The 22,991-nt window shown below is 68.7% G+C and carries 19 protein-coding genes and 2 rRNA genes; 14 read left to right on the forward strand and 7 right to left on the reverse strand.

Translation table 11 applies throughout. The annotated features are described in order from the left end of the window. Window positions 1–151: 151 nt before the first annotated feature. Both U870_RS0104515 and rrf read left to right on the forward strand, forming a co-directional pair. Window positions 152–3,264 (forward strand): 23S ribosomal RNA (locus U870_RS0104515). A 134-nt stretch (window positions 3,265–3,398) separates the two neighbouring features. Next, window positions 3,399–3,515, forward strand: a 5S ribosomal RNA gene (gene rrf / locus U870_RS0104520). A 43-nt stretch (window positions 3,516–3,558) separates the two neighbouring features. Here the strand turns inward: rrf and U870_RS24245 are convergent. Beyond that, on the reverse strand, window positions 3,559–4,524 hold the full coding sequence (locus U870_RS24245; protein ID WP_162819080.1) for a hypothetical protein: 966 nt from the start codon (window positions 4,522–4,524) through the stop codon (window positions 3,559–3,561). Window positions 4,525–4,554: 30 nt separating this feature from the next. Here U870_RS24245 and U870_RS23020 point away from each other — a divergent pair, with 30 nt between their 5' ends. Further along, window positions 4,555–5,589 carry a hypothetical protein gene (locus tag U870_RS23020; protein ID WP_025156222.1) on the forward strand — a complete coding sequence of 345 codons (1,035 nt, stop codon included), beginning with the start codon at window positions 4,555–4,557 and terminating at the stop codon, window positions 5,587–5,589. Next, window positions 5,564–6,583, forward strand: a complete 1,020-nt coding sequence (locus U870_RS0104530) for an HAD-IIA family hydrolase (protein WP_025156223.1) — start codon at window positions 5,564–5,566, stop codon at window positions 6,581–6,583. Before U870_RS23020 ends, U870_RS0104530 begins: the two co-directional genes overlap by 26 nt. A gap of 28 nt (window positions 6,584–6,611) precedes the next feature. Here the strand turns inward: U870_RS0104530 and U870_RS0104535 are convergent, their stop codons facing one another. Next, complete coding sequence (locus U870_RS0104535) at window positions 6,612–7,604, reverse strand: o-succinylbenzoate synthase (RefSeq protein WP_025156224.1); 993 nt, start codon at window positions 7,602–7,604, stop codon at window positions 6,612–6,614. Between the two features lie 56 nt (window positions 7,605–7,660). Between U870_RS0104535 and U870_RS0104540 the strand changes: the two genes are divergently transcribed. Genes U870_RS0104540 through U870_RS0104550 form a run of 3 tightly spaced genes read left to right on the forward strand, consistent with a single transcriptional unit; the run spans window position 7,661 to window position 10,840 of the window. Then, window positions 7,661–8,572 carry a 1,4-dihydroxy-2-naphthoyl-CoA synthase gene (locus U870_RS0104540; protein WP_025156225.1) on the forward strand — a complete coding sequence of 304 codons (912 nt, stop codon included), beginning with the start codon at window positions 7,661–7,663 and terminating at the stop codon, window positions 8,570–8,572. A 10-nt stretch (window positions 8,573–8,582) separates the two neighbouring features. After that, window positions 8,583–9,827, forward strand: coding sequence for an AMP-binding protein (locus U870_RS0104545; RefSeq protein ID WP_025156226.1), 1,245 nt, complete (start codon window positions 8,583–8,585; stop codon window positions 9,825–9,827). Between the two features lie 26 nt (window positions 9,828–9,853). Then, window positions 9,854–10,840 carry a 1,4-dihydroxy-2-naphthoate polyprenyltransferase gene (locus U870_RS0104550; protein WP_025156227.1) on the forward strand — a complete coding sequence of 329 codons (987 nt, stop codon included), beginning with the start codon at window positions 9,854–9,856 and terminating at the stop codon, window positions 10,838–10,840. Window positions 10,841–10,862: 22 nt separating this feature from the next. Here the strand turns inward: U870_RS0104550 and U870_RS0104555 are convergent, their stop codons facing one another. Further along, on the reverse strand, window positions 10,863–11,246 hold the full coding sequence (locus tag U870_RS0104555) for a DUF4229 domain-containing protein (protein WP_025156228.1): 384 nt from the start codon (window positions 11,244–11,246) through the stop codon (window positions 10,863–10,865). Window positions 11,247–11,288: 42 nt separating this feature from the next. Between U870_RS0104555 and U870_RS0104560 the strand changes: the two genes are divergently transcribed. Both U870_RS0104560 and menD read left to right on the forward strand, forming a co-directional pair. After that, complete coding sequence (locus U870_RS0104560; RefSeq protein ID WP_025156229.1) at window positions 11,289–11,642, forward strand: PLD nuclease N-terminal domain-containing protein; 354 nt, start codon at window positions 11,289–11,291, stop codon at window positions 11,640–11,642. Beyond that, window positions 11,635–13,455: a 2-succinyl-5-enolpyruvyl-6-hydroxy-3-cyclohexene-1-carboxylic-acid synthase gene (gene menD, locus U870_RS0104565; RefSeq protein ID WP_025156230.1), complete on the forward strand. Its 1,821-nt coding sequence runs from the start codon at window positions 11,635–11,637 to the stop codon at window positions 13,453–13,455. Before U870_RS0104560 ends, menD begins: the two co-directional genes overlap by 8 nt. Before the next feature lie 15 nt (window positions 13,456–13,470). Here menD and U870_RS0104570 read toward each other — a convergent pair whose 3' ends face one another. Then, on the reverse strand, window positions 13,471–14,877 hold the full coding sequence (locus tag U870_RS0104570; RefSeq protein ID WP_025156231.1) for an aldehyde dehydrogenase family protein: 1,407 nt from the start codon (window positions 14,875–14,877) through the stop codon (window positions 13,471–13,473). 234 nt (window positions 14,878–15,111) lie between these two features. On the opposite strand from U870_RS0104570, the gene U870_RS0104575 reads away from it, so the two are divergent. Beyond that, on the forward strand, window positions 15,112–16,104 hold the full coding sequence (locus U870_RS0104575; RefSeq protein WP_029947179.1) for a helix-turn-helix domain-containing protein: 993 nt from the start codon (window positions 15,112–15,114) through the stop codon (window positions 16,102–16,104). Window positions 16,105–16,182: 78 nt separating this feature from the next. Here the strand turns inward: U870_RS0104575 and U870_RS0104580 are convergent, their stop codons facing one another. After that, on the reverse strand, window positions 16,183–17,715 hold the full coding sequence (locus U870_RS0104580) for an APC family permease (RefSeq protein ID WP_025156233.1): 1,533 nt from the start codon (window positions 17,713–17,715) through the stop codon (window positions 16,183–16,185). Between the two features lie 215 nt (window positions 17,716–17,930). On the opposite strand from U870_RS0104580, the gene U870_RS0104585 reads away from it, so the two are divergent. Next, a complete protein-coding gene (locus U870_RS0104585; protein WP_025156234.1) occupies window positions 17,931–19,910 on the forward strand; it encodes a primary-amine oxidase in 1,980 nt (659 codons plus the stop codon). Window positions 19,911–19,982: 72 nt separating this feature from the next. On the opposite strand, the gene U870_RS0104590 is transcribed toward U870_RS0104585, so the two are convergent. Beyond that, window positions 19,983–20,498 (reverse strand): DUF6185 family protein, encoded by a 516-nt coding sequence (locus tag U870_RS0104590; protein WP_025156235.1) that lies wholly within the window; start codon window positions 20,496–20,498, stop codon window positions 19,983–19,985. Between the two features lie 115 nt (window positions 20,499–20,613). Between U870_RS0104590 and U870_RS0104595 the strand changes: the two genes are divergently transcribed. Both U870_RS0104595 and U870_RS24790 read left to right on the forward strand, forming a co-directional pair. Next, window positions 20,614–21,168, forward strand: a complete 555-nt coding sequence (locus U870_RS0104595; protein WP_043709405.1) for a GNAT family N-acetyltransferase — start codon at window positions 20,614–20,616, stop codon at window positions 21,166–21,168. A gap of 39 nt (window positions 21,169–21,207) precedes the next feature. Continuing rightward, window positions 21,208–21,879, forward strand: a complete 672-nt coding sequence (locus U870_RS24790) for a helix-turn-helix transcriptional regulator (RefSeq protein ID WP_025156237.1) — start codon at window positions 21,208–21,210, stop codon at window positions 21,877–21,879. Here U870_RS24790 and U870_RS0104605 read toward each other — a convergent pair. Continuing rightward, window positions 21,855–22,253 (reverse strand): VOC family protein, encoded by a 399-nt coding sequence (locus U870_RS0104605; protein WP_025156238.1) that lies wholly within the window; start codon window positions 22,251–22,253, stop codon window positions 21,855–21,857. The genes U870_RS24790 and U870_RS0104605 overlap by 25 nt on opposite strands. 188 nt (window positions 22,254–22,441) lie before the next feature. Here U870_RS0104605 and U870_RS0104610 point away from each other — a divergent pair, with 188 nt between their 5' ends. Beyond that, window positions 22,442–22,987, forward strand: coding sequence for a thioesterase family protein (locus tag U870_RS0104610; RefSeq protein WP_081815168.1), 546 nt, complete (start codon window positions 22,442–22,444; stop codon window positions 22,985–22,987). The last annotated feature ends 4 nt before the right edge of the window (window positions 22,988–22,991 follow it).

A 22,991-nucleotide genomic window follows, 5' to 3' on the forward strand; every position in this document is an offset into this window, starting at 1 on the left:
CCGTACTTTGAGAACTACACAGTGGACGCGAGCATCTTAGATTCGAACCTTCGGGTTCGGATCACAAAAGATGATCACAGTACTTATGTACTGATTAGATCATTGGTCAATCTGCTCACTTAGGTGAGCCGATCGATTCAAACTCATGTGATTTCAAATTTCTAAGAGCAGACGGTGGATGCCTTGGCATCTGGAGCCGAAGAAGGACGTAGTAATCTGCGATAAGCCTCGGGGAGCTGATAAACGAGCTTTGATCCGAGGATCTCCGAATGGGGAAACCCCGCTGGGCCCTTTGGGTGACCCAGTGACTCCCGCCTGAATATATAGGGCGGGTAGAGGGAACGTGGGGAAGTGAAACATCTCAGTACCCACAGGAAGAGAAAGCAAAAGCGATTCCGTTAGTAGTGGCGAGCGAAACCGGAAGAGGCTAAACCGATCATGTGTGATAGCCGGCAGGCGTTGCATGGTCGGGGTTGTGGGACTTTTCTGCTGCTTCTGCCGAACAGCAAGCGTTACAAAGGATCATAGGTGAATGGCATTGAAAGGCCAGCCACAGAGGGTGCCAGCCCCGTAACCGAAATGGTCCAATGGCGCGAAGAGTATCCCAAGTAGCACGGGGCCCGAGAAATCCCGTGTGAATCTGTCAGGACCACCTGATAAGCCTAAATACTCCCAGATGACCGATAGCGGACAAGTACCGTGAGGGAAAGGTGAAAAGTACCCCGGGAGGGGAGTGAAATAGTACCTGAAACCGTCTGCTTACAAACCGTTGGAGCCTCCTTGTAGGGGTGACAGCGTGCCTTTTGAAGAATGAGCCTGCGAGTTAGCGATATGTGGCGAGGTTAACCCGTGAGGGGTAGCCGTAGCGAAAGCGAGTCTGAATAGGGCGATTCAGTCGCATGTCCTAGACCCGAAGCGAAGTGATCTATCCATGGCCAGGTTGAAGCGACGGTAAGACGTCGTGGAGGACCGAACCCACTTAGGTTGAAAACTGAGGGGATGAGCTGTGGATAGGGGTGAAAGGCCAATCAAACTTCGTGATAGCTGGTTCTCTCCGAAATGCATTTAGGTGCAGCGTTGCGTGTTTCTTGCCGGAGGTAGAGCTACTGGATGGCCGATGGGCCCCAAAAGGTTACTGACGTCAGCCAAACTCCGAATGCCGGTAAGTGAGAGCGCAGCAGTGAGACGGTGGGGGATAAGCTTCATCGTCGAGAGGGAAACAACCCAGACCACCAACTAAGGTCCCTAAGCGCGTGCTAAGTGGGAAAGGATGTGGAGTTGCACAGACAACCAGGAGGTTGGCTTAGAAGCAGCCACCCTTGAAAGAGTGCGTAATAGCTCACTGGTCAAGTGATTCCGCGCCGACAATGTAACGGGGCTCAAGCACGCCACCGAAGTTGTGGCATTGACATTATTGGTAGGCCTTCGTGGTCCAGCCGTGTTGATGGGTAGGAGAGCGTCGTGTGGCCAGCGAAGCGGCGGTGTAAACCAGCCGTGGAGGCCACACGAGTGAGAATGCAGGCATGAGTAGCGAAAGACGGGTGAGAAACCCGTCCTCCGAAAGACCAAGGGTTCCAGGGCCAGGCTAATCCGCCCTGGGTAAGTCGGGACCTAAGGCGAGGCCGACAGGCGTAGTCGATGGACAACGGGTTGATATTCCCGTACCGGCGAAGAACCGCCCAAGCTAATCCAGTGGTGCTAAGAGTCCTAATCCAGGTGACTGATCCCTTCGGGGTGACGCTCCTGGCCTAACGCTCGACCCCATGCTGGTGCGGCTAGCGTATTAACAGGTGTGACGCAGGAAGGTAGCTGTACCGGGCGATGGTTGTCCCGGGGCAAGGATGTAGGGCGAGAGATAGGCAAATCCGTCTCTCACATAGCCTGAGATCTTACGCATAGCCGTCAAGGCGAATTCAGTGATCCTATGCTGCCAAGAAAAGCATCGACGCGAGGTTCAAGCCGCCCGTACCCCAAACCGACTCAGGTGGTCAGGTAGAGAATACCAAGGAGATCGAGAGAATCGTGGTTAAGGAACTCGGCAAAATGCCCCCGTAACTTCGGGAGAAGGGGGGCCTGAGGCGTGAAGGGATTTACTCCTGGAGCGTTTGAAGGCCGCAGAGACCAGTGGGAAGCGACTGTTTACTAAAAACACAGGTCCGTGCCAAGTCGCAAGACGATGTATACGGACTGACGCCTGCCCGGTGCTGGAAGGTTAAGAGGAAGGGTTAGCTTCGGCGAAGCTCAGAATTTAAGCCCCAGTAAACGGCGGTGGTAACTATAACCATCCTAAGGTAGCGAAATTCCTTGTCGGGTAAGTTCCGACCTGCACGAATGGCGTAACGACTTCCCAGCTGTCTCAACCGCGAACTCGGCGAAATTGCACTACGAGTAAAGATGCTCGTTACGCGCAGCAGGACGGAAAGACCCCGTGACCTTTACTATAGTTTGGTATTGGTGTTCGGTGTGGCTTGTGTAGGATAGGTGGGAGACTGTGAAGCGGGCACGCTAGTGTTCGTGGAGTCAATGTTGAAATACCACTCTGGTCACTCTGGATATCTAACTTAGAACCGTAATCCGGTTCAGGGACAGTGCCTGATGGGTAGTTTAACTGGGGCGGTTGCCTCCCAAAAAGTAACGGAGGCGCCCAAAGGTTCCCTCAACCTGGTTGGCAATCAGGTGTCGAGTGTAAGTGCACAAGGGAGCTTGACTGTGAGACTGACAAGTCGAGCAGGGACGAAAGTCGGGACTAGTGATCCGGCAGTGGCTTGTGGAAGCGCTGTCGCTCAACGGATAAAAGGTACCTCGGGGATAACAGGCTGATCTTGCCCAAGAGTCCATATCGACGGCATGGTTTGGCACCTCGATGTCGGCTCGTCGCATCCTGGGGCTGGAGTAGGTCCCAAGGGTTGGGCTGTTCGCCCATTAAAGCGGTACGCGAGCTGGGTTTAGAACGTCGTGAGACAGTTCGGTCCCTATCCGCTGCGCGCGCAGGAAATTTGAGAGGATCTGACCCTAGTACGAGAGGACCGGGTTGGACGAACCTCTGGTGTGTCAGTTGTTCCGCCAGGAGCACCGCTGATTAGCTACGTTCGGGATGGATAACCGCTGAAAGCATCTAAGCGGGAAGCCGGCCTCAAGATGAGATTTCCATGCCTTCGGGCGAGAGGCTCCCAGCTAGACTACTGGGTTGATAGGCCGGATGTGGAAGTGGGGACTAAAGACCCATGGAGCTGACCGGTACTAATAAGCCGATAATTTGATAATCACTATCTTCATACTGTTGTAAGGCTGGTATGAGGAGCCAAGATTGCTTGCGTCCACTATGTGGTTCTCGATGTACGGTCGAGAACTGAAACAATCGTGATGATTGTTCGTTCACTTTGATACATCAATAGTGTTTCGGCGGCCATAGCGAGAGGGAAACGCCCGGTTACATTCCGAACCCGGAAGCTAAGACTCTCTGCGCCGATGGTACTGCAGGGGGGACCCTGTGGGAGAGTAGGACACCGCCGGACTTCTTTGTGAGATGGCCACCCAGTGATGGGTGGCCATTTCGCGTTAACAGGTCCTTTTCCGCGCTCGCTGATCCGCGCGTGAACACCCCAACGTAGGCTGGGCTCGTATGCCCGCCAGTCGACAGGAGACGTCGTGAGCGAAACACCAGACGACAAGGACGCCCGACACTCCGGGCGCAGCGAGCGTGGCGGGGCCGGGGCGAGCGGCGGACGCCGCTCGGACTCCCCGCAGGGCGACCGCCGTGCGGGCGGATCGGGCAGTGGTGAGCGGCGCCCGAGCGGTGCCGGCCGCGGCTACGGCAACGATGCCGACCGCGGAGGCTCGGGACGGCGCGGCGGATACGCGCGCGACGGGCAGGGTGCCGGCGGTGATCGATCCGGAGGCCAGCGTTCGGGTGGTCAGCGCTCGGACGGTAAGCGCTCGGACGGTCAGCGCGGCGGCTACTCGCGTGACGCCGAGCGCTCGAGCGGCGACCGATCCGGTGGTTCCCGTGGCGGCTATTCGCGTGATGGTCAGCGTTCCGACGGTCAGCGTTCCGACGGTCAGCGTGGCGGATACTCGCGTGATGGTCAGCGCTCCGGTGGCCAGCGCTCCGACGGTCAGCGTGGCGGGTATTCGCGTGATGGCCAGCGTTCCGGTGGCCAGCGCTCTGATAGTGCGCGTGGCGGGTACTCTCGTGACGGTCAGCGTTCCGACGGTCAGCGTTCCGACGGTCAGCGTGGCGGGTATTCGCGTGACGGTCAGCGTTCCGGTGGCCAGCGCTCTGATAGTGCGCGTGGCGGGTACTCTCGTGACGGTCAGCGTTCCGGTGGCGAGCGTGGCGGGTACTCCCGTGACGGTCAGCGCTCGGGCGGTCCCCGCGGCGACGGCGGTCGGGGCGGCCGTGACGACAAGCTGTGGACGCGCGATGGTGCGCCGGCGCGCGGTGATCGGGACGCCCGTGAGCGTGAGCTCCGTTCGGACGAGGAGATCGAGCGCTCGCGGGAGCTGCGATCGGTCCGCCCGCATCACGACGACCCGGAGGTGCCCGAGGGTGTGGTGGCACGCGACCTCCCCGGTGAGGCACGCGTCGAGCTCAAGACGCTGAGCAAGGACAACGCCGAGTGGGTGGCCCAGCACCTCGTGATGGCCTCCCGGCTGATCGAGGAGGACCCGGAGCTCGCCCACCGGCACGCGCTGTCCGCAGCGCGGCGGGCCGGGCGCATCGGCGTGGTGCGCGAGACGCTCGCCATCACGGCGTACGCGACCGGTGACTTCGCGCTCGCCCTGCGCGAGCTGCGCACCTACCGGCGCATCTCCGGCTCCAACGATCAGCTTCCGCTGATGGTCGACAGCGAGCGCGGCGTCGGTCGCCCCGACCGTGCGCTCGAGCTCGGCCGGTCGGTGGACAAGTCCACGCTGCCGGCGGACGTGCAGGTGTCGCTCGCGATCGCGATGTCCGGTGCCCGACTGGACCTCGCCCAGCCCGAAGCTGCGCTGGCGGAGCTGGAGATCCCTCAGCTCGACCCCGACCGCGCTTTCAGCTGGAGTCCCGACCTGTTCCACGCGTACGCGGAGGTGCTGGAGGAGCTCGGACGCGACGAGCAGGCGGCCTCGTGGCGCGAGCGCGCCGACCGCGCCGAGGAGGCGCTCGCCGACGCGATCGACATCGACGAGCACGAGACCATCCACGTCATCGAGGAGGACATCCTCGTGGACGACAGCGCCGTGGACGACAGCGCCGAGGACGACGCCGACGACGAGCTCGCGCCCGGCGACCTCTCCGCTGCGGCGCTCGCGGCCGAGGTCGACGAGCTGCTCGAGGATGAGGACGCCGCCGAGATCGACGCCGCCGAGATCGACGCCGACGAGGCTGGTGTGCCGGCGGTCGCCGGAGACCCGGAGCGTCAGGTCGCACCGGACGGTGAGCCCGACGCCGACGGGGAGACCATCGTGGAGTTCGAGGGCGATGACGACGCTGACGTGACCGTCGTCGAGGACGAGGACGAGGACGAGGACGAGCCGATCGCCGACGCGACGACCGACGAGGCGAAGGGCGAGCCCGACGATGGCGCTGTTCCGACGGGGCGCTGAATCCGCGACTCCGCTCGATGGGGTGGATGTCGTCCTCGCTGATCTGGACGGCGTGGTCTACAAGGGCCCGAGCGCCATCCCGCACGCGGTGGAGAGCCTGAACAGTGCGGCGGAAACCGTGCGAGTCGGTTACATCACCAACAACGCCTCGCGCACCGACGCCTCGGTCGCGCAGCACCTGACCGAGCTCGGGCTGCGCGTGCAGCCGAGCGACGTCGTCACCTCGCCGCAGGCCGCGGTGCGCCTGCTCGGCGCTCACGTCGCGCCCGGCTCGACGATCCTGGTGATCGGAGGAGACGGCCTGGTCGACGAGGTGGAGAAGGGCGGGTTCACCGTCACCCGCTCGGCGGACGACGACCCGGCCGCGGTCATCCAGGGCTTCGCGCCCGACGTCGGTTGGACGCAACTCGCCGAGGCGGCATTCGCCCTGCAGGGCCGATCCGACACGGAGCGGCCCTGGATCGCCACGAACACGGACTGGACGATCCCGGTGGCACGTGGCATCGCACCGGGCAACGGCACCCTGGTCTCGGCGGTGCACACGGCGGCGGGGCGCCTGCCGCTCGTCGCGGGGAAGCCGGAAGTGGCCATCTTCGACGAGGCGGTCGCGCGCTTCGGCGCCGCCAAACCGCTCTTCATCGGCGATCGGCTCGACACGGACATCCTGGGCGCGAACCGCGCGGGCATCGACTCGGTCCTGGTCCTGACCGGGATCGACCGTGCGAAGCAGCTCATCGCGGCCGACGCGAACTCACGCCCGACCTTCATCCTCGGTGACCTCCGCGGGCTGGCCCAACCGTATCCCACGACCACGACCGGGCGGGACGGCGCGGTCACGGTCGGCGATGCCACCGTTGCGATCGAGGGCAACGACGTCCGGATCAGGAAGGAAGGGACGGACGAGCTCGACCTGCTGCGTGCCGCCTGCGCCGCGATCTGGAACTCGGGCCGGGCCATCTACGGCCTCGAGGTTCCTGAGCGCCTCTACTCCTGAGCGCCTGTACTCCTGAGCGCGCCGGCGGTCAGAGCGCGGCCGCGCGCTCGACGACCCGATAGCAGCGTCGCACGCGCTCGAGCCACCACTCCCGGCGGTCGGCCGGTGCTTCGAGTGCGCCGAGCCGAGCCGGGTCGACGGCGGGTCGCGTGACGGGGATGAAGCCGTCGACGGGGAGCAGAGGCTCCACCGCGATGTCCTGGACGAACAGGGCGACCGTTCCGAGCCCGCAGTCGAACTCCAGCTCCGGCACGGCCGCCGCGAGGTGAGCGCCCATCGCGATGCCGACCGAGGTGTCGATCGCGCTGGACACGACCACCGGCAGTCCCGCCTCGGCGACGATCCGGAGCGCGGAGTGGATGCCGCCGAGCGGTTGCGCCTTGATCACCAGCAGATCGGCCGCACCCGCGCGCGCTACGGCCAGGGGGTCGGCAGCCTTGCGCACGCTCTCGTCGGCGGCGATGGGGATGCCCATGTAGGCGGTGCGGCGGCGGATGTCGGCCAGCTCGTCGACGGTCGCGCACGGCTGCTCGACGTACTCGAGGTCGAAGGGCGCGAGGGCATGGATGGCGTGCTCGGCCTCGTCCACGTTCCACAACGTGTTCGCGTCCACCCGGATCCGCCCTTCGGCGCCGAGACGGTCGCGGACCGCGCGGACACGAGCGATGTCGTCCGCGAGGGTCTGGCCGGGCTCGGCGACCTTGACCTTCGCCGTGCGAGCGCCGGGGTAGCGGTCGAGCACGGCGGCGACGTCGGCGGCGGGGACCGCCGGGACGGTCGCGTTGACCGGGATCCGCGCGCGCAGAGCCTGCGGCGTGGGACGCCAGCCGAAGTCGATCGCCGCGTGCAACCAGGCCGCCGCCTCTTCGTCGCCGTACTCGACGAACGGGGAGAACTCGGTCCAGCCTTCCGGGCCCTCGAAGAGGACGGCCTCTCGCGTGGTGATGCCGCGGAAGCGGGAGGTCATCGGCACGCTGACCACGCGCGCCGTCATCAACAGGTCGTGCAGCTCGGGCACCATTCCCCCAGTTTCGCACGGCCGGTCCCCGGGGACGGGGCGGACCGTAGGCTGGAGGCATGGCAGCGGCAATCTCCGAGATCTTCGATCCGACGCAGTGGGTGGAGGCGCCCGGATTCGACGGGCTCACCGACATCACCTATCACCACGATGTGTCCGGGCGCATCGCGCGCATCGCGTTCAACCGGCCCGAGGTGCGCAACGCCTTCCGGCCGCACACGGTCGACGAGCTCTACGCCGCCCTCGAGGACGCACGGACAGACCCTCGGATCGGCGTCGTCCTCCTGACCGGCAACGGGCCGAGCCCGAAGGACGGCGGCTGGGCCTTCTGCTCGGGCGGGGACCAGCGCATCCGGGGCCGCGACGGCTACAAGTACGCGGACGGCGAGACGGCGGCGGGGATCGACTCGGCGCGCAGCGGGCGTCTGCACATCCTCGAGGTGCAGCGCCTGATCCGGTTCATGCCCAAGGTGGTGATCGCCGTCGTCCCAGGCTGGGCCGCCGGCGGTGGGCACTCCCTCCATGTCGTGTGCGACCTGACCATCGCGAGCGCCGAGCACGGTCGGTTCAAGCAGACGGACGCCGATGTCGGTTCGTTCGACGCCGGCTACGGCAGCGCCTACTTCGCCCGCCAGGTCGGGCAGAAGGTCGGGCGGGAGGTGTTCTTCCTGGCTCGGGAGTACTCGGCGCAGCGCGCGTACGAGATGGGCGCGGTCAACGCGGTCGTCCCGCACGAGGAGCTGGAGTCGACGGCACTGGAGTGGGCGCGGGAGATCCTGACCAAGTCGCCGACGGCCATCCGGATGCTGAAGTTCGCGTTCAACGCGGTGGACGACGGGCTGGTCGGCCAGCAGGTCTTCGCCGGGGAGGCGACACGTCTGGCCTACGGCACGGACGAGGCGGTCGAGGGCCGGGACTCCTTCTTGCAGAAGCGGGAGCCCGACTGGTCCCCGTTCCCCTGGCAGTACTGACGGGCCGGCCATGACACGCACGCTGCGACACGTCGATGCCGGCCGGGCGGAGGAGGTCTTCGCGGCTCTCCGCGACGCGCTCGCCGGAGGGCCGGCGGTGCTCCCCCGGGAGGCCGCGTCCGACGTCCGCACCGGGAGGAGCCGAACGGGTGGCGAGGAGAGCGGCACCGAAGAGACAGGCACCGAGCAGGCAGGCACCGAGGAGACGGTCGCCCGGAACGTCGCACTCGTGATCGAGACCTCGGGGTCGACGGGGGTGCCGAAGCGCGTGGCCCTCTCGGCCGACGCCCTGCTCGCCAGCGCCGCCGCCTCCGCCGGTGCGATGGGCGGGCAGGGCCAGTGGATCCTCGCCCTCCCCGCACACTACGTCGCCGGTGCCCAAGTGCTCGTCCGGTCAATCGCTGCGGAGACCGAACCGCTCGTGTACGGCAGCGGGCACTTCGACGCGGAGCGGTTCTCCGCGCTCGCCGACGGTCTGACGCACGACCTGCGGTACACGTCGCTGGTCCCCGTCCAGCTCGCGCGCCTGATCGACGCCGTCGATGCCGGTTCGCGCGAGGTCGCCCGCAGCCTCCGCCGTTTCGACGGCATCCTGGTGGGAGGGCAGGCACTCACCCCCGAACTCCGCGAGCGCGCCGAGACGGTGGGAGCGCGCATCCTGAGCACCTACGGATCAAGCGAGACCGCGGGGGGCTGCGTCTACGACGGCGTCCCGATCGGAACGACCACCGTCCGTTCGGTGGGCGGGCTGCTCGAGATCGCCGGCCCGACCCTGGCCGAGGGCTATCTCGGCGACGACGGCCGGACGCGCACCGCTTTCCACGACGCGGACGGGCGACGCTGGTACCGCACCGGCGATCTCGGTCGCGTCGACGACGGCCGCGTGACCGTATTCGGGCGCGCCGACAACGTGATCATCTCGGGCGGCGAGAAGGTCCTGCTCGACGCCGTCGAGCAGGTCGTGCGCGGGATCCCCGGGCTGGAGGCCGCGATCGTCGTCGCCTCGGACGACGACGAATGGGGGCAGGTGCCGGTCGTGGTCGTGGCACGCGGCGATCGCGTCGGCGATCCGGCAGGCGACCGCACCGGCAGCGCGCTTCGCGAGCTGCGCGCGACCGTCGCGGACCGGGTCGGGCGCGCCGCCGCCCCGGCGCGCATCGTCGAGGTGGGCTCCCTCCCGACCTTGAGCAGCGGCAAGCCCGACCGGGTGACGGCCGCCCGGATGGCGGCGACGACCTCCGGGGACGAGGCATAGCCGTTGTTGTTAAGATTCGCACTGTGATGAGTGAGAACAAGCCACGGATGCAGAGGATGGCGCCGCCCCCGGCACGCGGACCGCGTGGAGGCAAGAGTGGGCGTCCCGGCGCAGCGCGCGCCACGGCGGCTCGACCGGCGACCGCAGCGGACTGGATCGCGGGCGCACGTCTGCGCACGCTTCCTCTGGCCATCGCCCCGGTCCTCATCGGCGTCGGCGCGGCCAAGGTCGCCGAAGGCCCGGGCGTCTGGCACCCGGTGCGATCGCTGCTCTGCCTGGCCGTCGCGGTGCTGCTGCAGATCGCCGTCAACTACGCCAACGACTACTCCGACGGCATCCGGGGGACCGACGAGTACCGTGTCGGGCCGGGGCGTCTCACCGGGTCGGGCAAGGCCTCGCCCCGGAAGGTGCTGACGGTCGCCCTGGTCTTCTTCGGGCTCGCCGCGGTCGCGGGGCTCATCCTGGTCGTGCTCACCCTGCACTGGTGGGTGCTGCTGGTCGGCGCTGCCGCCATCGCCGCCGCCTGGTTCTACACCGGCGGAAAGCGGCCCTACGGCTACTTCGGCCTGGGCGAAGTCTTCGTCTTCGTCTTCTTCGGGCTGGTGGCGACCGCCGGCACGACCTACATGCTGGCCGGCACCGTCAACCAGGAGGCCTGGTACGGCGCCGTCGCGGCCGGACTGATCGCGTGCGCCGTGCTCATGGTCAACAACATCCGCGACATCGGCCCCGACAAGGCCGCACGCAAGCGCACGCTCGCCGTCCTGATCGGCAACGTCGCCTCGCGGATCGTGTTCTGCGTGCTGCTGCTGGTCCCGTTCGCGATCGTCGCGCTCCTGGCGCTGTTCTACCCGATCGCGTGGTTCGGCATGTTCGCCCTGCTGGCCGCACTGCCCGCCTGCGCCATCACCCTCTTCGCCAAGACCTCGCGCGAGCTGATCACGGCACTGCAGCTGACGAGCATCACCGGGCTGCTCGTCGGGATCGCGCTCGGCGTCGCGTTCGCCTTCTGAGGCTGCGGCCTCTCCCGCGCGGTCAGGCGGTCGGAGGCGTCGAGCCGGCCTCGCGAGAAGCGGCAGCGGCGCCGGCGTCGGCCTGCCGTTCCGTCGTCTGCTGCTCCGTGGTCGGCCGTTCCGCGGTCGGATGGGCGGCGGCCTCGGCGGAGTCGACCACCGCGTCCTCCACCTCGTCGTCGACCGACGGGGTCGGCTTCTCGCGGTGACGGAGCTCGTAGAGCTCGGAGGAGACCGCGTTGCGCGGCCGGCTGAGGAAGATGTACGAGAGGCACAGTCCGATCAGGGCGGCGGCGATCACCGACGCCCACCAGACGATGCCCAGGAACAGCAGGACGGCGAGCGGGATGGCGAACACCAGCAGGCGCAGGACGGTGTAATACAACCAGGAGGGAATCCGCTTCACCCTCCCAGCTTAGAGACGGACTCTGAGAGTTACGATTGACCCATGGTTCGCCTCTGGATAGTCCTCGGCGTCGCAGCCGCGGTCTTCTACATCTATTCGGTGGTGGACTGCGCGCTCTTCGAACGCTCGCGAGTGCGCGGCCTTCCCAAGCCCGTGTGGCTGCTGATCATCATCCTCTTCCCGGTCATCGGCGGGATCCTCTGGTTCCTCATCGGGCGCGGTCGGCGACGAGCGGGTGAGCGCCGTCTGGTGGCCCCCGACGACGACCCCGAATTCCTCGGCAAGCTCAAGCTCGACAGCGACCAGGAGGCACGGATCCGCCAGCTGGAGAAGGAGCTCGCCGACCTCGACGACAACGGTCCCGACAGCGACCAAACCGGCCGCCGGGATGGGTGAACCCTCCACCGCGGGCTCCGGAGACGGCGCCCGCGCCTCGGACGCGCCTGCGCGCGACGACGAGGCGACCGGGAACCCCGCGACCGACTACTCCACCGCACTGCTGAGGGCGTTCGTGCGCGCCGGCGTGCGCGATGTCGTCGTCAGTCCGGGTTCACGCTCGCAGGCGCTCGCACTCGTCGCGGCATCGCTCGAGCACAGCGGTCATCTGCGGCTGCACGTCCGGATCGATGAGCGCGTGGGCGGCTTCCTCGCGCTCGGTCTCGCACGGGAGAGCGGCGCACCCGCCGTCGTGATCACCACCAGCGGCACCGCCACCGCGAACCTGCACCCGGCCGTCCTCGAAGCGCACGAGGCGGGTGTGCCCTTGATCGTGCTGACGGCCGACCGCCCGGCCGAGCTCCGCGGCATCCGCTCCAATCAGACGACCCGGCAGGACGGCCTGTACGGTGTGGCCGTCCGATGGTCGAACGACGTGGACGCGCCCCGTGCCGCCGACGCCGTCGAGACCGCCGTCGAGGCCCGTGCGGCCGCGTCGCTGGCGCTCGCCGCGGTGCGCGCCGCCGTGGGCGCCGAGACCGCCGACCCGGGCCCCGTGCATCTCAACGTCGCCTACCGCGAGCCGCTCTCCGTGGCCGCGCCCACGCTCCACGAGCCGATCGTCGGCGCACTTCCGCCGATCGCGGGGCCGCACGCACTCGGTCGCGAGACGATCGAGCTCGACGACCGGGCGCGTACGGTCGTCGTCGCCGGTGCCGATGCAGGGGCCGACGCCGAGGAACTCGCCCGGGAGGCGGGCTACCCCCTCCTCGCCGAGGTCTCCAGCGGAGCGCGCTTCGGCCCGAACCTGGTGGTCGCGTACCGCGAGCTGCTCCGGGAGGAATCCTTCGGTGGCCGGGTCGAGCGTGCGATCGTCTTCGGGCATCCCACGCTCAGCCGTGAGATCCCCGCACTGCTGACCGACCCCGAGGTCGAGGTGATCGTGGTCGCCCCGACCGGCGCGCAGGCCTACGATCCCGGCCACCGTGCACGGATCGTCGGTGCCGTGCGGCCGCCGGCGGCCGTCGACCTGCGCTCGCCGGAGGTGCGCGGCTGGGTGGGCAGCTGGGTCTTCGCCAGCCGACGACTGATCGAGGACGCCGAGCGCGCCGCCGATCCGGCGGCGCTCGCCCCGGACGTGGACAAGGCCCGTTCGTACGAGCCGGCCGATGCGCTCGCGTTCGCGAAGGCGGAGCTCGCGGCGGTGCGCGCCCCGATCACACGGCCGCTGCTGGCGGAGGCGCTCTGGCGTTACACCTGGCCGCACGACCGGCTGGTGCTCGCGGCCTCCCGCCTCATCCGGGATGCCGACCGCATCGTCCCGGGCAAGCGGATCCGGGTGCACTCGAACCGCGGCCTCGCCGGCATCGACGGCACGATCGCCACGGCGACCGGGATCGCGATCGCAAGCCAGGCCGCCGCGGCGGAGGCCGGGAATCCGTCCGGCGTCACGCGCGTCCTGATCGGCGATCTGGCGCTCCTGCACGATGTCGGCGCGCTGCTCTGTGCTCCGGGGGAGGAGCGACCGCACCTTCAGCTCGTGGTCGGCAACGACGGCGGCGGCACCATCTTCGACGGCCTCGAGGTGGCGGCGACGGCGGGGACGGCGGCGTTCGATCGCGTGCAGTACACGCCGCACGATGTCGATATCGCGGCCCTCGCCGCCGCGTACGGCTGGGACCATCGCACCGCGCGGACGAAGGGGGAGCTCGATCAGGCGCTCTCCGCTCCGCCCGGGGGTGTCAGCATCGTCGAGGTGCCGCTCCGCCGCTGACGGCGATCAGCGTGGTCAGCCGTTGATGATCTGCGGAACGGCGACGGCCTTGAGCCCCTCGACGCCGAACTCGAGACCGTAGCCGGACCCCTTCACGCCGCCGAACGGGATCATCGGGTGCACCCCTCCGTGGGAGTTGATCCACACCGTCCCGGCCTGCATGCGGGCGGCGACGGCCAGGGCCTCGTCGCGGTCGCCCCAGACGGATCCGCCGAGACCCACATCCAGACGGTTCGCGCTGGCGATGGCGTCGTCCACCTCGCTGTAGCGGACGATGGGGAGGGCCGGACCGAACTGCTCCTCGTCGACCAGGGCGACGCCATCGGCGACATCGGCGACGAGGGTGATCGGGTAGAAGAGCGCGCCCAGCTCGGTGGCCGGGGAGCCTCCGGTGACGATGCGTGCGCCGTTCGCCTTCGCGTCCTCCACCAGGCGGTTCACGATGTCGAACTGCTGCTTGTTCTGCAGCGGCCCGAGCACGTTGTCCTCGTCCAGGCCGTTGCCCATCGGGGTGGCGCGGGCGATCGCGGCCAGGGCGTCCACGGTCGCATCGTAGATCGAGTCGTGCACGTACAGGCGCTTGAGCGCCGCGCAGGTCTGGCCGGTGTTGATGAACGCGCCCCAGAACAGGTCCTGGGCGATGGCCTGCGGATCCGCGCTCGGGAGCACGATGCCGGCGTCGTTGCCGCCGAGCTCCAGGGTGAGCCGGGCGAGGTTGCCGGCCGAGCTCTCGATGATCCGGCGGCCTGTCGCGGTGGAGCCGGTGAACATGATCTTGTCGACGTCCGGGTGGCTCGCCAGGCGTGCGCCGACTTCGCGGCCTCCGGAGACGGCGATGAGCACATCGGCGGGGAGCACCTCGTTCAGCACGCTGACCAGGGCGAGGACGCTGAGGGGCGTGTACTCGGAGGGCTTGAGCACCACCGTGTTGCCCATCCGCAGTGCGGGGGCGAGCTGCCAGATGCCGATCATGAGCGGCCAGTTCCACGGGCCGATCGCCCCGACGACGCCGACCGCCCGGTAGTGCAGCTCGGCGTGCGTCTCGCCGTCGTCGACGACGACCTGCGGCTCGAGGGGCAGCGTCGCGGACGTGCGCAGCCAGGACGAGCACGCCCCGATCTCGAACCGCGCGTTGGGGCCGTTGAGCGGCTTGCCCTGTTCGCGGGAGAGCAACCGGGCCAGCTCCTCTGCGCGGGCGTCGATGGCGTCGGCCGCGCGCAGGAGCACCTGTGTGCGTGCGTCGTGGCCGAGCGCATCCCAGGCCGGCTGAGCGGCGCGTGCGCGGGCGATCGCCGCATCCAGGTCGTCGACCGACGCCTCGGGGGCCCGGCCGATCTCGGCACCCGTGGCCGGATCATGGATCGGTCGGCCCGCTCCCTCCGGTGCGCTGACGCGGTCGAGCAGTTCGGTGTTGTCCGGCATCGGGTCTCCTCCAGTGGAACGGTCCTCGACCCAGTCTCGGTCGGAGCGCCGGAGCCCGCTTGACCGTGAACGCACGGCGGATGACGCGCGGTGCAGAGCTGTCGTCGGCTTCGGGACGGTACGCCCTGGCTCCGTCTGGAGCGAGATGATACGATCGATATCACGGATCGTATACAACGTCGTCCCCGGTCCCGAATGAGGTAGATCGTGCTCGTCACTCCGCAGCAGATGCCGATGTCTCCCGAACAGTCCCGGCCCGCGTCGGCAGCCCGCGCGGCGCGGGACGCGGAGGCCCGCGTCTCGTCCAGCGCCACGCGCGACTTCAGCGCCTTCCGCACAGCGGTCTCGGAGTCGTTCGTCCCGTTGCAGGTCACGAGCGATCGTCCGGATCCGTTCTGGGGCCGGATCCGGATGGCCACGGCCGACACGATCCACTTCTCCGAGGTGAGCGCCTCTCAGCACGTCGTCGCCCGCACGCCCGAGCTGATCGCGCGATCCGACCGCGACTACTACAAGCTCAGCATGATGCTGTCGGGCACGGGGCTTCTCATCCAGGACAACCGGGAGGCGGTCCTGCGCCCCGGCGACCTCGCGGTCTACGACACGCACCGGCCGTACTCCCTCGTCTTCGACGACGACTTCCGCACCATGGTCGTGATGTTCCCGAAGAACCTGATCGACCTCCCGCGCGAGCTGGTCGCGCAGTTGACCGCCGTGCGCTTCGACGGCCGCTCGGGCGTCGGCGGCATCATCGTGCCGTTCCTCGCCCAGCTCGTCGGCAACCTCGACCAGCTCTCCGGCCTGAGCGGCACCCGGCTGGCGCACAGCGCGCTCGACCTGGTGACGACCCTCTTCGCCGACGAACTCGACGCGCGCACCGACGCGGTCGACCCGCACCGCGCGCTGATGCAGCGCATCCGCATGTACATCGACGCCAACCTGGCGTCGACGGAGCTCGGGCCGACGCAGATCGCGGCGGCCCACTTCATCTCGACCCGGCACTTGCAGGGGCTGTTCCAGCAGCAGAGCACCACGGTGTCGGCGTGGATCCGCACGCGACGGCTCGAGCGCTGCCGACGCGACCTCGTTGACCCGCTGCACGCCGACCAGTCGGTCGCCTCCATCGCCTCCCGCTGGGGGTTCGTGGACGCAGCGCACTTCAGCCGGGTGTTCAAGGCGGCGTACGCGGAGTCCCCGTCCGACGTGCGCGCCGCCGCCCGCGCCTGACGCCGCCCGCGGCGACCCCCCCCCGAACGCCGAACGGGGCGCCCTCCGTGGAGAGCGCCCCGTTCCCGCGCGAGCGGCTCAGTCGTCCTCGGTGCCGAGCTCGGGGGCTCCGGCCTCCTCGGTGCCGTGGCCGATCTGCGCGTAGACCTTCGGGTTGCGCCGTTTCAGCGCCATTCCCCAGAACACCCCGACGATGCCGGGCACGATGACGATCGCCGGGAGGATGAACGTCGTCGCCGACGGCGGTGCCGTGGGGTCGCTGGTCAGCAGGGTGTTGAAATAGATCAGGATCAAGGCGAAGACGACCGTCAGCGCCACCCCCGAGACGATCGGGGCGACGAGACGCTGCCACGGTCCGAGACCCCGGCCGTCCCGGCGGAAGAAGCCGATCACCGAGAACGACACGATCGCCATCAGGAGCACCAGCCCCAGCGCTCCGCTGTTCGTCAGCCAGGAGAACAGGGTGAGCACGGGGAACAGGGCGGCGGGCGCACCCTCGGGGGGCGTCCATCCCGCGCCCGCGATGGCGAAGGCGACGATCACGACGGCGGCGAGCACGGTCTGGGTGAGCGAGCCGGCCCACGGTGCGCCGCTGTGGGCGCGGATGCGGGACAGGCCGCGGGGGAGCACACCCTCCCGCCCGAGGGAGAAGAAGTACCGCGCGACGGCGTTGTGGAAGCTGACCAGCGACGCGAAGAGGCTGGTGATGAAGAGCAGCTGGGCGATGTCGCTGATCACGATGCCGAGGTGCGAGGAGAGGAAGGTGAAGATGAGATCGGGGCCCTGCTCCGTGGAGGCCTTGATGACTGTGCTCGGACCCGTCCCGACCGTCATCGCCCACGACGACAGCGCGTAGAAGAGTGCGATGACGCCGACCGCCGTGTACGTGGCGCGGGCGACCGTGCGCTTCGGGTCCTTCGACTCCTCGCCGTAGATCGCGGCCGACTCGAAGCCCATGAACGCCGCGATCCCGAAGGCGAACACCGCACCGATGCCGGGGACGAACAGGGCGGACGGGCTGAGCGCCTCGCCGCTGATGCCCTCGGGGGCGACGATGAACGAGGCGATGTCGTAGACGATCACGACGACGAACTCCAGGGCGACCAGCACCCCGAGCACCTTGGCCGAGAGGTCGACCCGGTTGACGCCGAGCACCGCGATGAGGGCGATGCACACGAGCACCGGGATCCACCACGGCACGTCCCAGCCGAATTTGCTCGCCAGCAGCGACGACATCTGGAAGCCGAACATCCCGTAGACGCCGATCTGCATGGCGTTGTACGAGATGAGGGCGACGATCGAGACGCCGACGCCTCCGGGGCGGCCGAGGCCCTGCGACACATACGAGTAGAAGGCTCCCGCATTGGTGACGAAGCGGCTCATGGCCGCGTATCCCACGGCGAAGAGGGCGAGTGTCGCGCCGAGGATCAGGAACGACAGCGGCACGCCGAGCACTCCGGTGACGGCGAACGTGGTGGTGACGCCGCCGGCGAGGACGGTCAGCGGGGCGGACGCCGCGACGATCATGAACGTGACGGCGGGGACGCCCAGACGGCGGTGGGCCGCGGTGCGCGTGCCGACGGCGGTGTCGGCGGATTCGGTGGAGGTCAACGCATTCTCCTCGTTCGGTTCGCGCCAGGAAGGGTAAGCCCACGAAGGGACGGCAGGGTGCGCGATTGCTGACGATTGAACCGTCTCCCGAGCCCGCCGGGTTGGCGTGCGACGCAGAGCGGTTGTCTGAAACGGAACGTTCGGCCGTGCGTGCCTTCCCGCCCGTCTGGACGAGCCCGGATACTGAGAGGACGAGCTCGACGTAAGGAACACCGATGTCCCACCAGCACACCTCCACCGTCACCGCGCCCACGGAGGTGCGTCATCCCCTCGACGCCCTGACCGCTCGGGAGATCGCCGACGGCCGCGACATCCTCGTCGCCTCGGGCCTCGTGGGCGAGTCCACGCGGTTCCCGTCGGTCCTGCCGGTCGAGCCGTCGAAGCAGGCCGTGGCGGCGTTCCGCGACGGGGACGCGATCGACCGCCGGATCCTCTTCGTCCTGCTCGACACCGCGACCGGGACGTCGGCCGAGGCCGTCGTGTCGGTCACGACGCGTGAACTCGTCGACCACCGCCCGCTCGGCACGGCCGAGGCGCCCTACGGCCAGCCGCAGTACCTCTTCGAGGAGTACGAGCGGGCGGAGGAGATCGCCAAGGCGTCCCCCGAGTGGCGGGCCGCGATGGCCCGCCGCGGGCTCGAGGACCGCATCGAGCTGGCCTTCTGCGCGCCCCTCGCCCCCGGCTTCCACAACCGCGCGGAGGAGACCGGGCGCCGGGTCATCCGGTCGCTGACCTTCCTGCGCTCGACCCCGTCCGATTCGCCCTGGTCGCACCCGGTCGAGGGGCTGATCGTCCACATCGACCTCACCACCGGTGCGGTGCTGCGGGTCGAGGACGACGGCGACGTGCCGGTCCCCGACCTCGACGGCAACTACGACGCCGCCGCCATCGGTGCCGCCCGCACCTCCCTCAAGCCCATCGAGATCACCCAGCCCGAGGGCCCGAGCTTCCGCGTCGACGGCCAGCACGTCGAGTGGGAGAACTGGAAGCTGCGCGTCGGCTTCAACGCCCGCGAGGGGCTCGTGCTCAACCAGGTCACATTCCGCGACGGGGACGAGGATCGCTCGGTGCTCTACCGTGGCTCGGTGCCCGAGATGGTGGTCCCGTACGGGGACACCACCTCCACGCGGTTCTGGATCAGCTACTTCGACGCCGGCGAGTACCTGCTCGGCAAGAACGCGAACACGCTGACGCTCGGCTGCGACTGCCTCGGCGTCATCCACTACTTCGACGGGATCGTCGCCGATGACCACGGCAACCCGGTGACCATCCCCCAGGTGGTGTGCATGCACGAGGAGGACTACGGGATCCTCTGGAAGCACACCGACCTCGACGGCAACACCGAGGTGCGACGCTCCCGCCGCCTGGTCATCTCGTACTTCTCCACCATCGGAAACTACGACTACGGGTTCTTCTGGTACCTCTACCTCGACGGCACGATCCAGGTGGAGGCGAAGGCCACCGGCATCGTCTTCGCCGGCGCGGGGGTCCCCGGCTCGACCGATCCGCACGCGCCCGAGATCGCGCCGGGGCTGTTCGCGCCCGTGCATCAGCACCTGTTCTGCGCGCGGCTCGACGTCGCCATCGACGGCGAGGCGAACTCGCTCTCCGAGATCGACGCCGTCGGCATCCCCATCGGCCCGGACAACCCGCATGGCAACGCCTTCACCTGGTCGAACACGCCGTTGCGGAGCGAGTCGGAGGCGCAACGGCTCGCCGACCCGTCCCGGGCACGGGTGTGGGAGGTGCGCAGCGCGTCGCGGACCAACGCCGTCGGGGCGGCGACGGCGTATCACCTCCTTCCGCAGCCGAGCGCGACGCTACTCGCCCAGCCGGAGTCGACCGTGTGGGGGCGGGCGACCTTCGCCACCAAGCACCTGTGGGCGACGCCGTTCGACGCAGCGGAGCGCTTCCCTGCGGGCGACTACCCGAACGCGCATGCCGGCGGCGCGGGGCTGCCCGCGTGGACGGTGGCGGACCGCTCGCTGGAGGAGACCGACCTCGTGCTCTGGCACGTCTTCGGCCCCACCCACATCCCGCGCCCCGAGGACTGGCCGATCATGCCGGTCGACTACTCCGGGTTCCACTTCAAGCCGTACGGGTTCCTGGACCGCAACCCGGCACTGGACCTGCCCGACGGGGCGACGTCCGGGACGAGCTGCTGCGCGGGCGGGGAGTGCGACTGCGGGCACTGAGTGCGACTGCGGGAACTGAGTGCGCCGCTCGGACCCGGTCTCGGCCGGACCCCGAGAGCGGTCGGTCGCCGGTCAGGCCGGGAGGAGCATCCCGGCGGCCATGACGGCCATCGCCGCCGCGGCCACGATCGGAAGAGCGCCGCGAGCGAGGCCGACCGCGCGGACGTGGCGTGCGGCCAGCACGAGGCACACCACCGTCAGCACAGCGACCGAGACGGCCAGCACGCCGAGCAACCAGCCTCCGTGGTCGGCATGGCTGGTCGTCACCGGATCTCCGGCGACGACGCGACCGTGCGTGTGGAACAGGCCGAGGACGACCATGAGCGCCATGGTGAAGGTTTCCACCGCGAGGTGGCTGCCGTCGCGGCGACGGTCGGCGGGGGCGCGACGGTCGGCGGGGGCGCGACGGGCGGAGGCCGCGCATCCCACGGCCACGCCGAGGAGCAGCACGATCCACGCGAGCGCCGGTACGACCGGATACCCCGACCACATCGCGGCCGTCGCGAGCAGCGACAGCACCGCGACGACCGGGGGAGCGACGCGGAGACGGAGCGCTCGGCCGAACGGACGCGCCGATGCGGTGGACATGGCCCGAGGCTACGGGGTCGGCCGCACCCGGTCTTTCCCGCACGCGCACGGTCATTGGCGGTGACGGCAGACCGGGACGCGGCGGAACGCCCGATCCACCGGCTACCGTGATCGGGTGCTCACGTTCCCGATCCGCACCGACCGTTTCGACCTCGTGCCGCTGGATGAGCGGCACCGGGAGGCCTTCGTCGCCTACCGTCGGGACCCGTTGATCGCCCGCTGGCAGTCCTGGACTCCGGACTTCTCCGCCGCCGATGCGGACGCCCTGCTCGGTGCGCAGCCCCGCGTGCTCGAGCCGGGCTCCGGGGATTGGCTGCAGGTCGCCGTGTGCGAGCGGTCCTCCGGCCGGCTTGTCGGCGACCTCGGCGTCCACGCCCTGGCGGAGAACCCCGACACGTACGAATTGGGAGTGACGGTCGCCCGCGGAGCGCAGGGCGGCGGCGTCGCGACCGAGGCGCTCCGGGCCATGACCGGCGCGCTCTTCGCCGACCAGGCGGCCCATCGTCTGACGGCGATCACCGACGTGCGGAACAGGGCCGCCGCCACGGTGTTCAGCCGCCTCGGCTTCCGGCACGAGGGCCGGGCGATCGATGCCGACTTCTTCACAGGCGAGTGGTCGAGCGTGGACTCCTGGGCGCTGCTCCGGCGGGAGCACGAGCGGCGGCGGTGACGGTGGCCGGAGGTCAGCGGTGGGTGCCATGATCGTTCCGTGTACACCGAGCAGCGGATCGACCGGGCGCGCGTGCTCTGGCGTTCGACCGGATCGACGGCGAGCGTCCTGCCGGCCGACGGATGCCTCGATCTCATCCTGCGGGATGGCGCCGTGCACGTCGCCGGACCGTCCACGCACTGGCTCACGACGCAGGACGATCGGGCGGAGCCGACCGTCGGGGTGCGGTTCGCTCCCGGTGTCGCCGGCGGCCTCCTCCGCGTCGACCCGGCCGAGCTGCGGGATGCGTTCCTCCCGTTGGCCGACGTCGTCGGTCGCCGGCCTGCGCGGGCGTTCGCCGACCAGCTGCGCCGACTCGACGCGTCGTCCCCCTCCGCGGCGGAGCGTGGGGCCCTCGCCGGCACGACGGAGGGATGGGTGGAGGTCGTCCGGAAGTATGCTCGCCGCGGTCGTCCGGTCGCGGCGGTGATCGAGGAGCTCTCGTGGTCGGAGCGACGGCTCCGACGGTCGATGGCCGGAACGTTCGGGTACGGATACACCGCACTCGTCCGCATCGAACGCGCCCGGCGCGCCCGGTCGCTCCTCGCGGGAGGGTGGAGCCCGGCGGACGCGGCGGCGCTCGCCGGGTACGCCGACCAACCGCACCTGACCCGGGAGTTCCGTCGATTGGTCGGCGTGACGCCGCGTCAGTTCGCGGACAGCGCCGCGTAGAGATCGATCGAGTTGCCGTCGGGATCGAGCACCGTGGCGTAGCGCTGGCCCCAGTGGGCGTCCCACGGTTCGACGTGCGGCGGATAGCCGGCGGCGCGCAGGTCGCGAACGGCGGCATCCACCGCCTCGGGCGTGCCCTTGTCGAACGCGAGCGCGATCCGGTGGCCGCCGACCGCCGGGACGAAGCCGGGGTCGAAGCCACGGACCGTCTCCACGGTGTCCCATGCGAGCGTCGTGCCGTCGTCGAGGGTCGCGTCGACATGGGGTGCGGCGTCGAGACCCGGAGGGACGGGCACCCCCAGCGCACGGTAGAAGGCCAGAGAGGCGGCCAGATCGGAGGTGACGATGCCGATGAATCCGAGTCGAAGAGTCATAGGGCCACCCTAGGGAGCCCGCCGAGCGGGGTCTTGAACAGAACGGCCGCGGAGGGGGACGGGTTCCCCGTGCCCGCCTCCCGCGGTGGATCGCACAATCCGCTGGGCCACAGCCGGGCTCTCGGTTGGAGATCGCGCACAACGTTTGCGCGGGATGGTTGGCCGGTGACTACTCTTGCCCGGTGCACATGATCTTCCGGACGATGCTCCACTTCCTGCTCTCCCGGTTCGGGCCGCGGCTCGGGCACTGGGACGTGGCGCGCACGAGGTTCCGCGTGCTGCCGACCGACCTCGACATCCTGAAGCACATGAACAACGGCGTGTATTTGTCGATCGCCGACATCGGGCGCTTCGACCTGCTCAGCCGCAACGGCGTCTGGGCGGTCTTCAAGAAGCGCGGCTGGTACCCGGTGGTCGCCTCGGAGACGATCTCCTTCCGCAAGTCGCTCGAGCTGTGGCAGCCGTTCGTCGTCGAGTCGCGCATCCTGGGGTTCGACGAGAAGGCCGTCTACGTCGAGCAGCGGTTCACCGTGGACGGTGAGATTTACACCCAGGCGTTCATCCGCGGCCGGTTCCTGAAGCGCGGGGGCGGCATCGTGACCATCGACGAGCTGCTGGAGGCCGTGGGTCCGGCGCCGACGGACGTGGCGGTTCCGGAGTGGCTGCTCGAATGGGGCGCGGATGCCGCGCTGCCGTCGACGCGCGCGGCCGCACCCAGCGTCTGGAACGAATGACACC

It is taken from the genome of Leifsonia aquatica H1aii (assembly GCF_000633535.1).
Lineage (GTDB): Bacteria > Actinomycetota > Actinomycetes > Actinomycetales > Microbacteriaceae > Leifsonia > Leifsonia aquatica_A.

Bases quoted from the DNA above. Each gene is read 5' to 3' on its own strand.
- U870_RS24245 (WP_162819080.1), bottom strand. From the start codon at position 4,524: ATGCGGGCGGACCGATCGCAGCTCCCGCGAGCGCTCGATCTCCTCGTC.
- U870_RS0104530 (WP_025156223.1), top strand. From the start codon at position 5,564: ATGGCGCTGTTCCGACGGGGCGCTGAATCCGCGACTCCGCTCGATGGG.
- U870_RS0104535 (WP_025156224.1), bottom strand. From the start codon at position 7,604: ATGGTGCCCGAGCTGCACGACCTGTTGATGACGGCGCGCGTGGTCAGC.
- U870_RS0104540 (WP_025156225.1), top strand. From the start codon at position 7,661: ATGGCAGCGGCAATCTCCGAGATCTTCGATCCGACGCAGTGGGTGGAG.
- U870_RS0104545 (WP_025156226.1), top strand. From the start codon at position 8,583: ATGACACGCACGCTGCGACACGTCGATGCCGGCCGGGCGGAGGAGGTC.
- U870_RS0104550 (WP_025156227.1), top strand. From the start codon at position 9,854: ATGAGTGAGAACAAGCCACGGATGCAGAGGATGGCGCCGCCCCCGGCA.
- U870_RS0104560 (WP_025156229.1), top strand. From the start codon at position 11,289: ATGGTTCGCCTCTGGATAGTCCTCGGCGTCGCAGCCGCGGTCTTCTAC.
- menD (WP_025156230.1), top strand. From the start codon at position 11,635: ATGGGTGAACCCTCCACCGCGGGCTCCGGAGACGGCGCCCGCGCCTCG.
- U870_RS0104570 (WP_025156231.1), bottom strand. From the start codon at position 14,877: ATGCCGGACAACACCGAACTGCTCGACCGCGTCAGCGCACCGGAGGGA.
- U870_RS0104575 (WP_029947179.1), top strand. From the start codon at position 15,112: ATGTCTCCCGAACAGTCCCGGCCCGCGTCGGCAGCCCGCGCGGCGCGG.
- U870_RS0104585 (WP_025156234.1), top strand. From the start codon at position 17,931: ATGTCCCACCAGCACACCTCCACCGTCACCGCGCCCACGGAGGTGCGT.
- U870_RS0104590 (WP_025156235.1), bottom strand. From the start codon at position 20,498: ATGTCCACCGCATCGGCGCGTCCGTTCGGCCGAGCGCTCCGTCTCCGC.
- U870_RS0104605 (WP_025156238.1), bottom strand. From the start codon at position 22,253: ATGACTCTTCGACTCGGATTCATCGGCATCGTCACCTCCGATCTGGCC.
- U870_RS0104610 (WP_081815168.1), top strand. From the start codon at position 22,442: ATGATCTTCCGGACGATGCTCCACTTCCTGCTCTCCCGGTTCGGGCCG.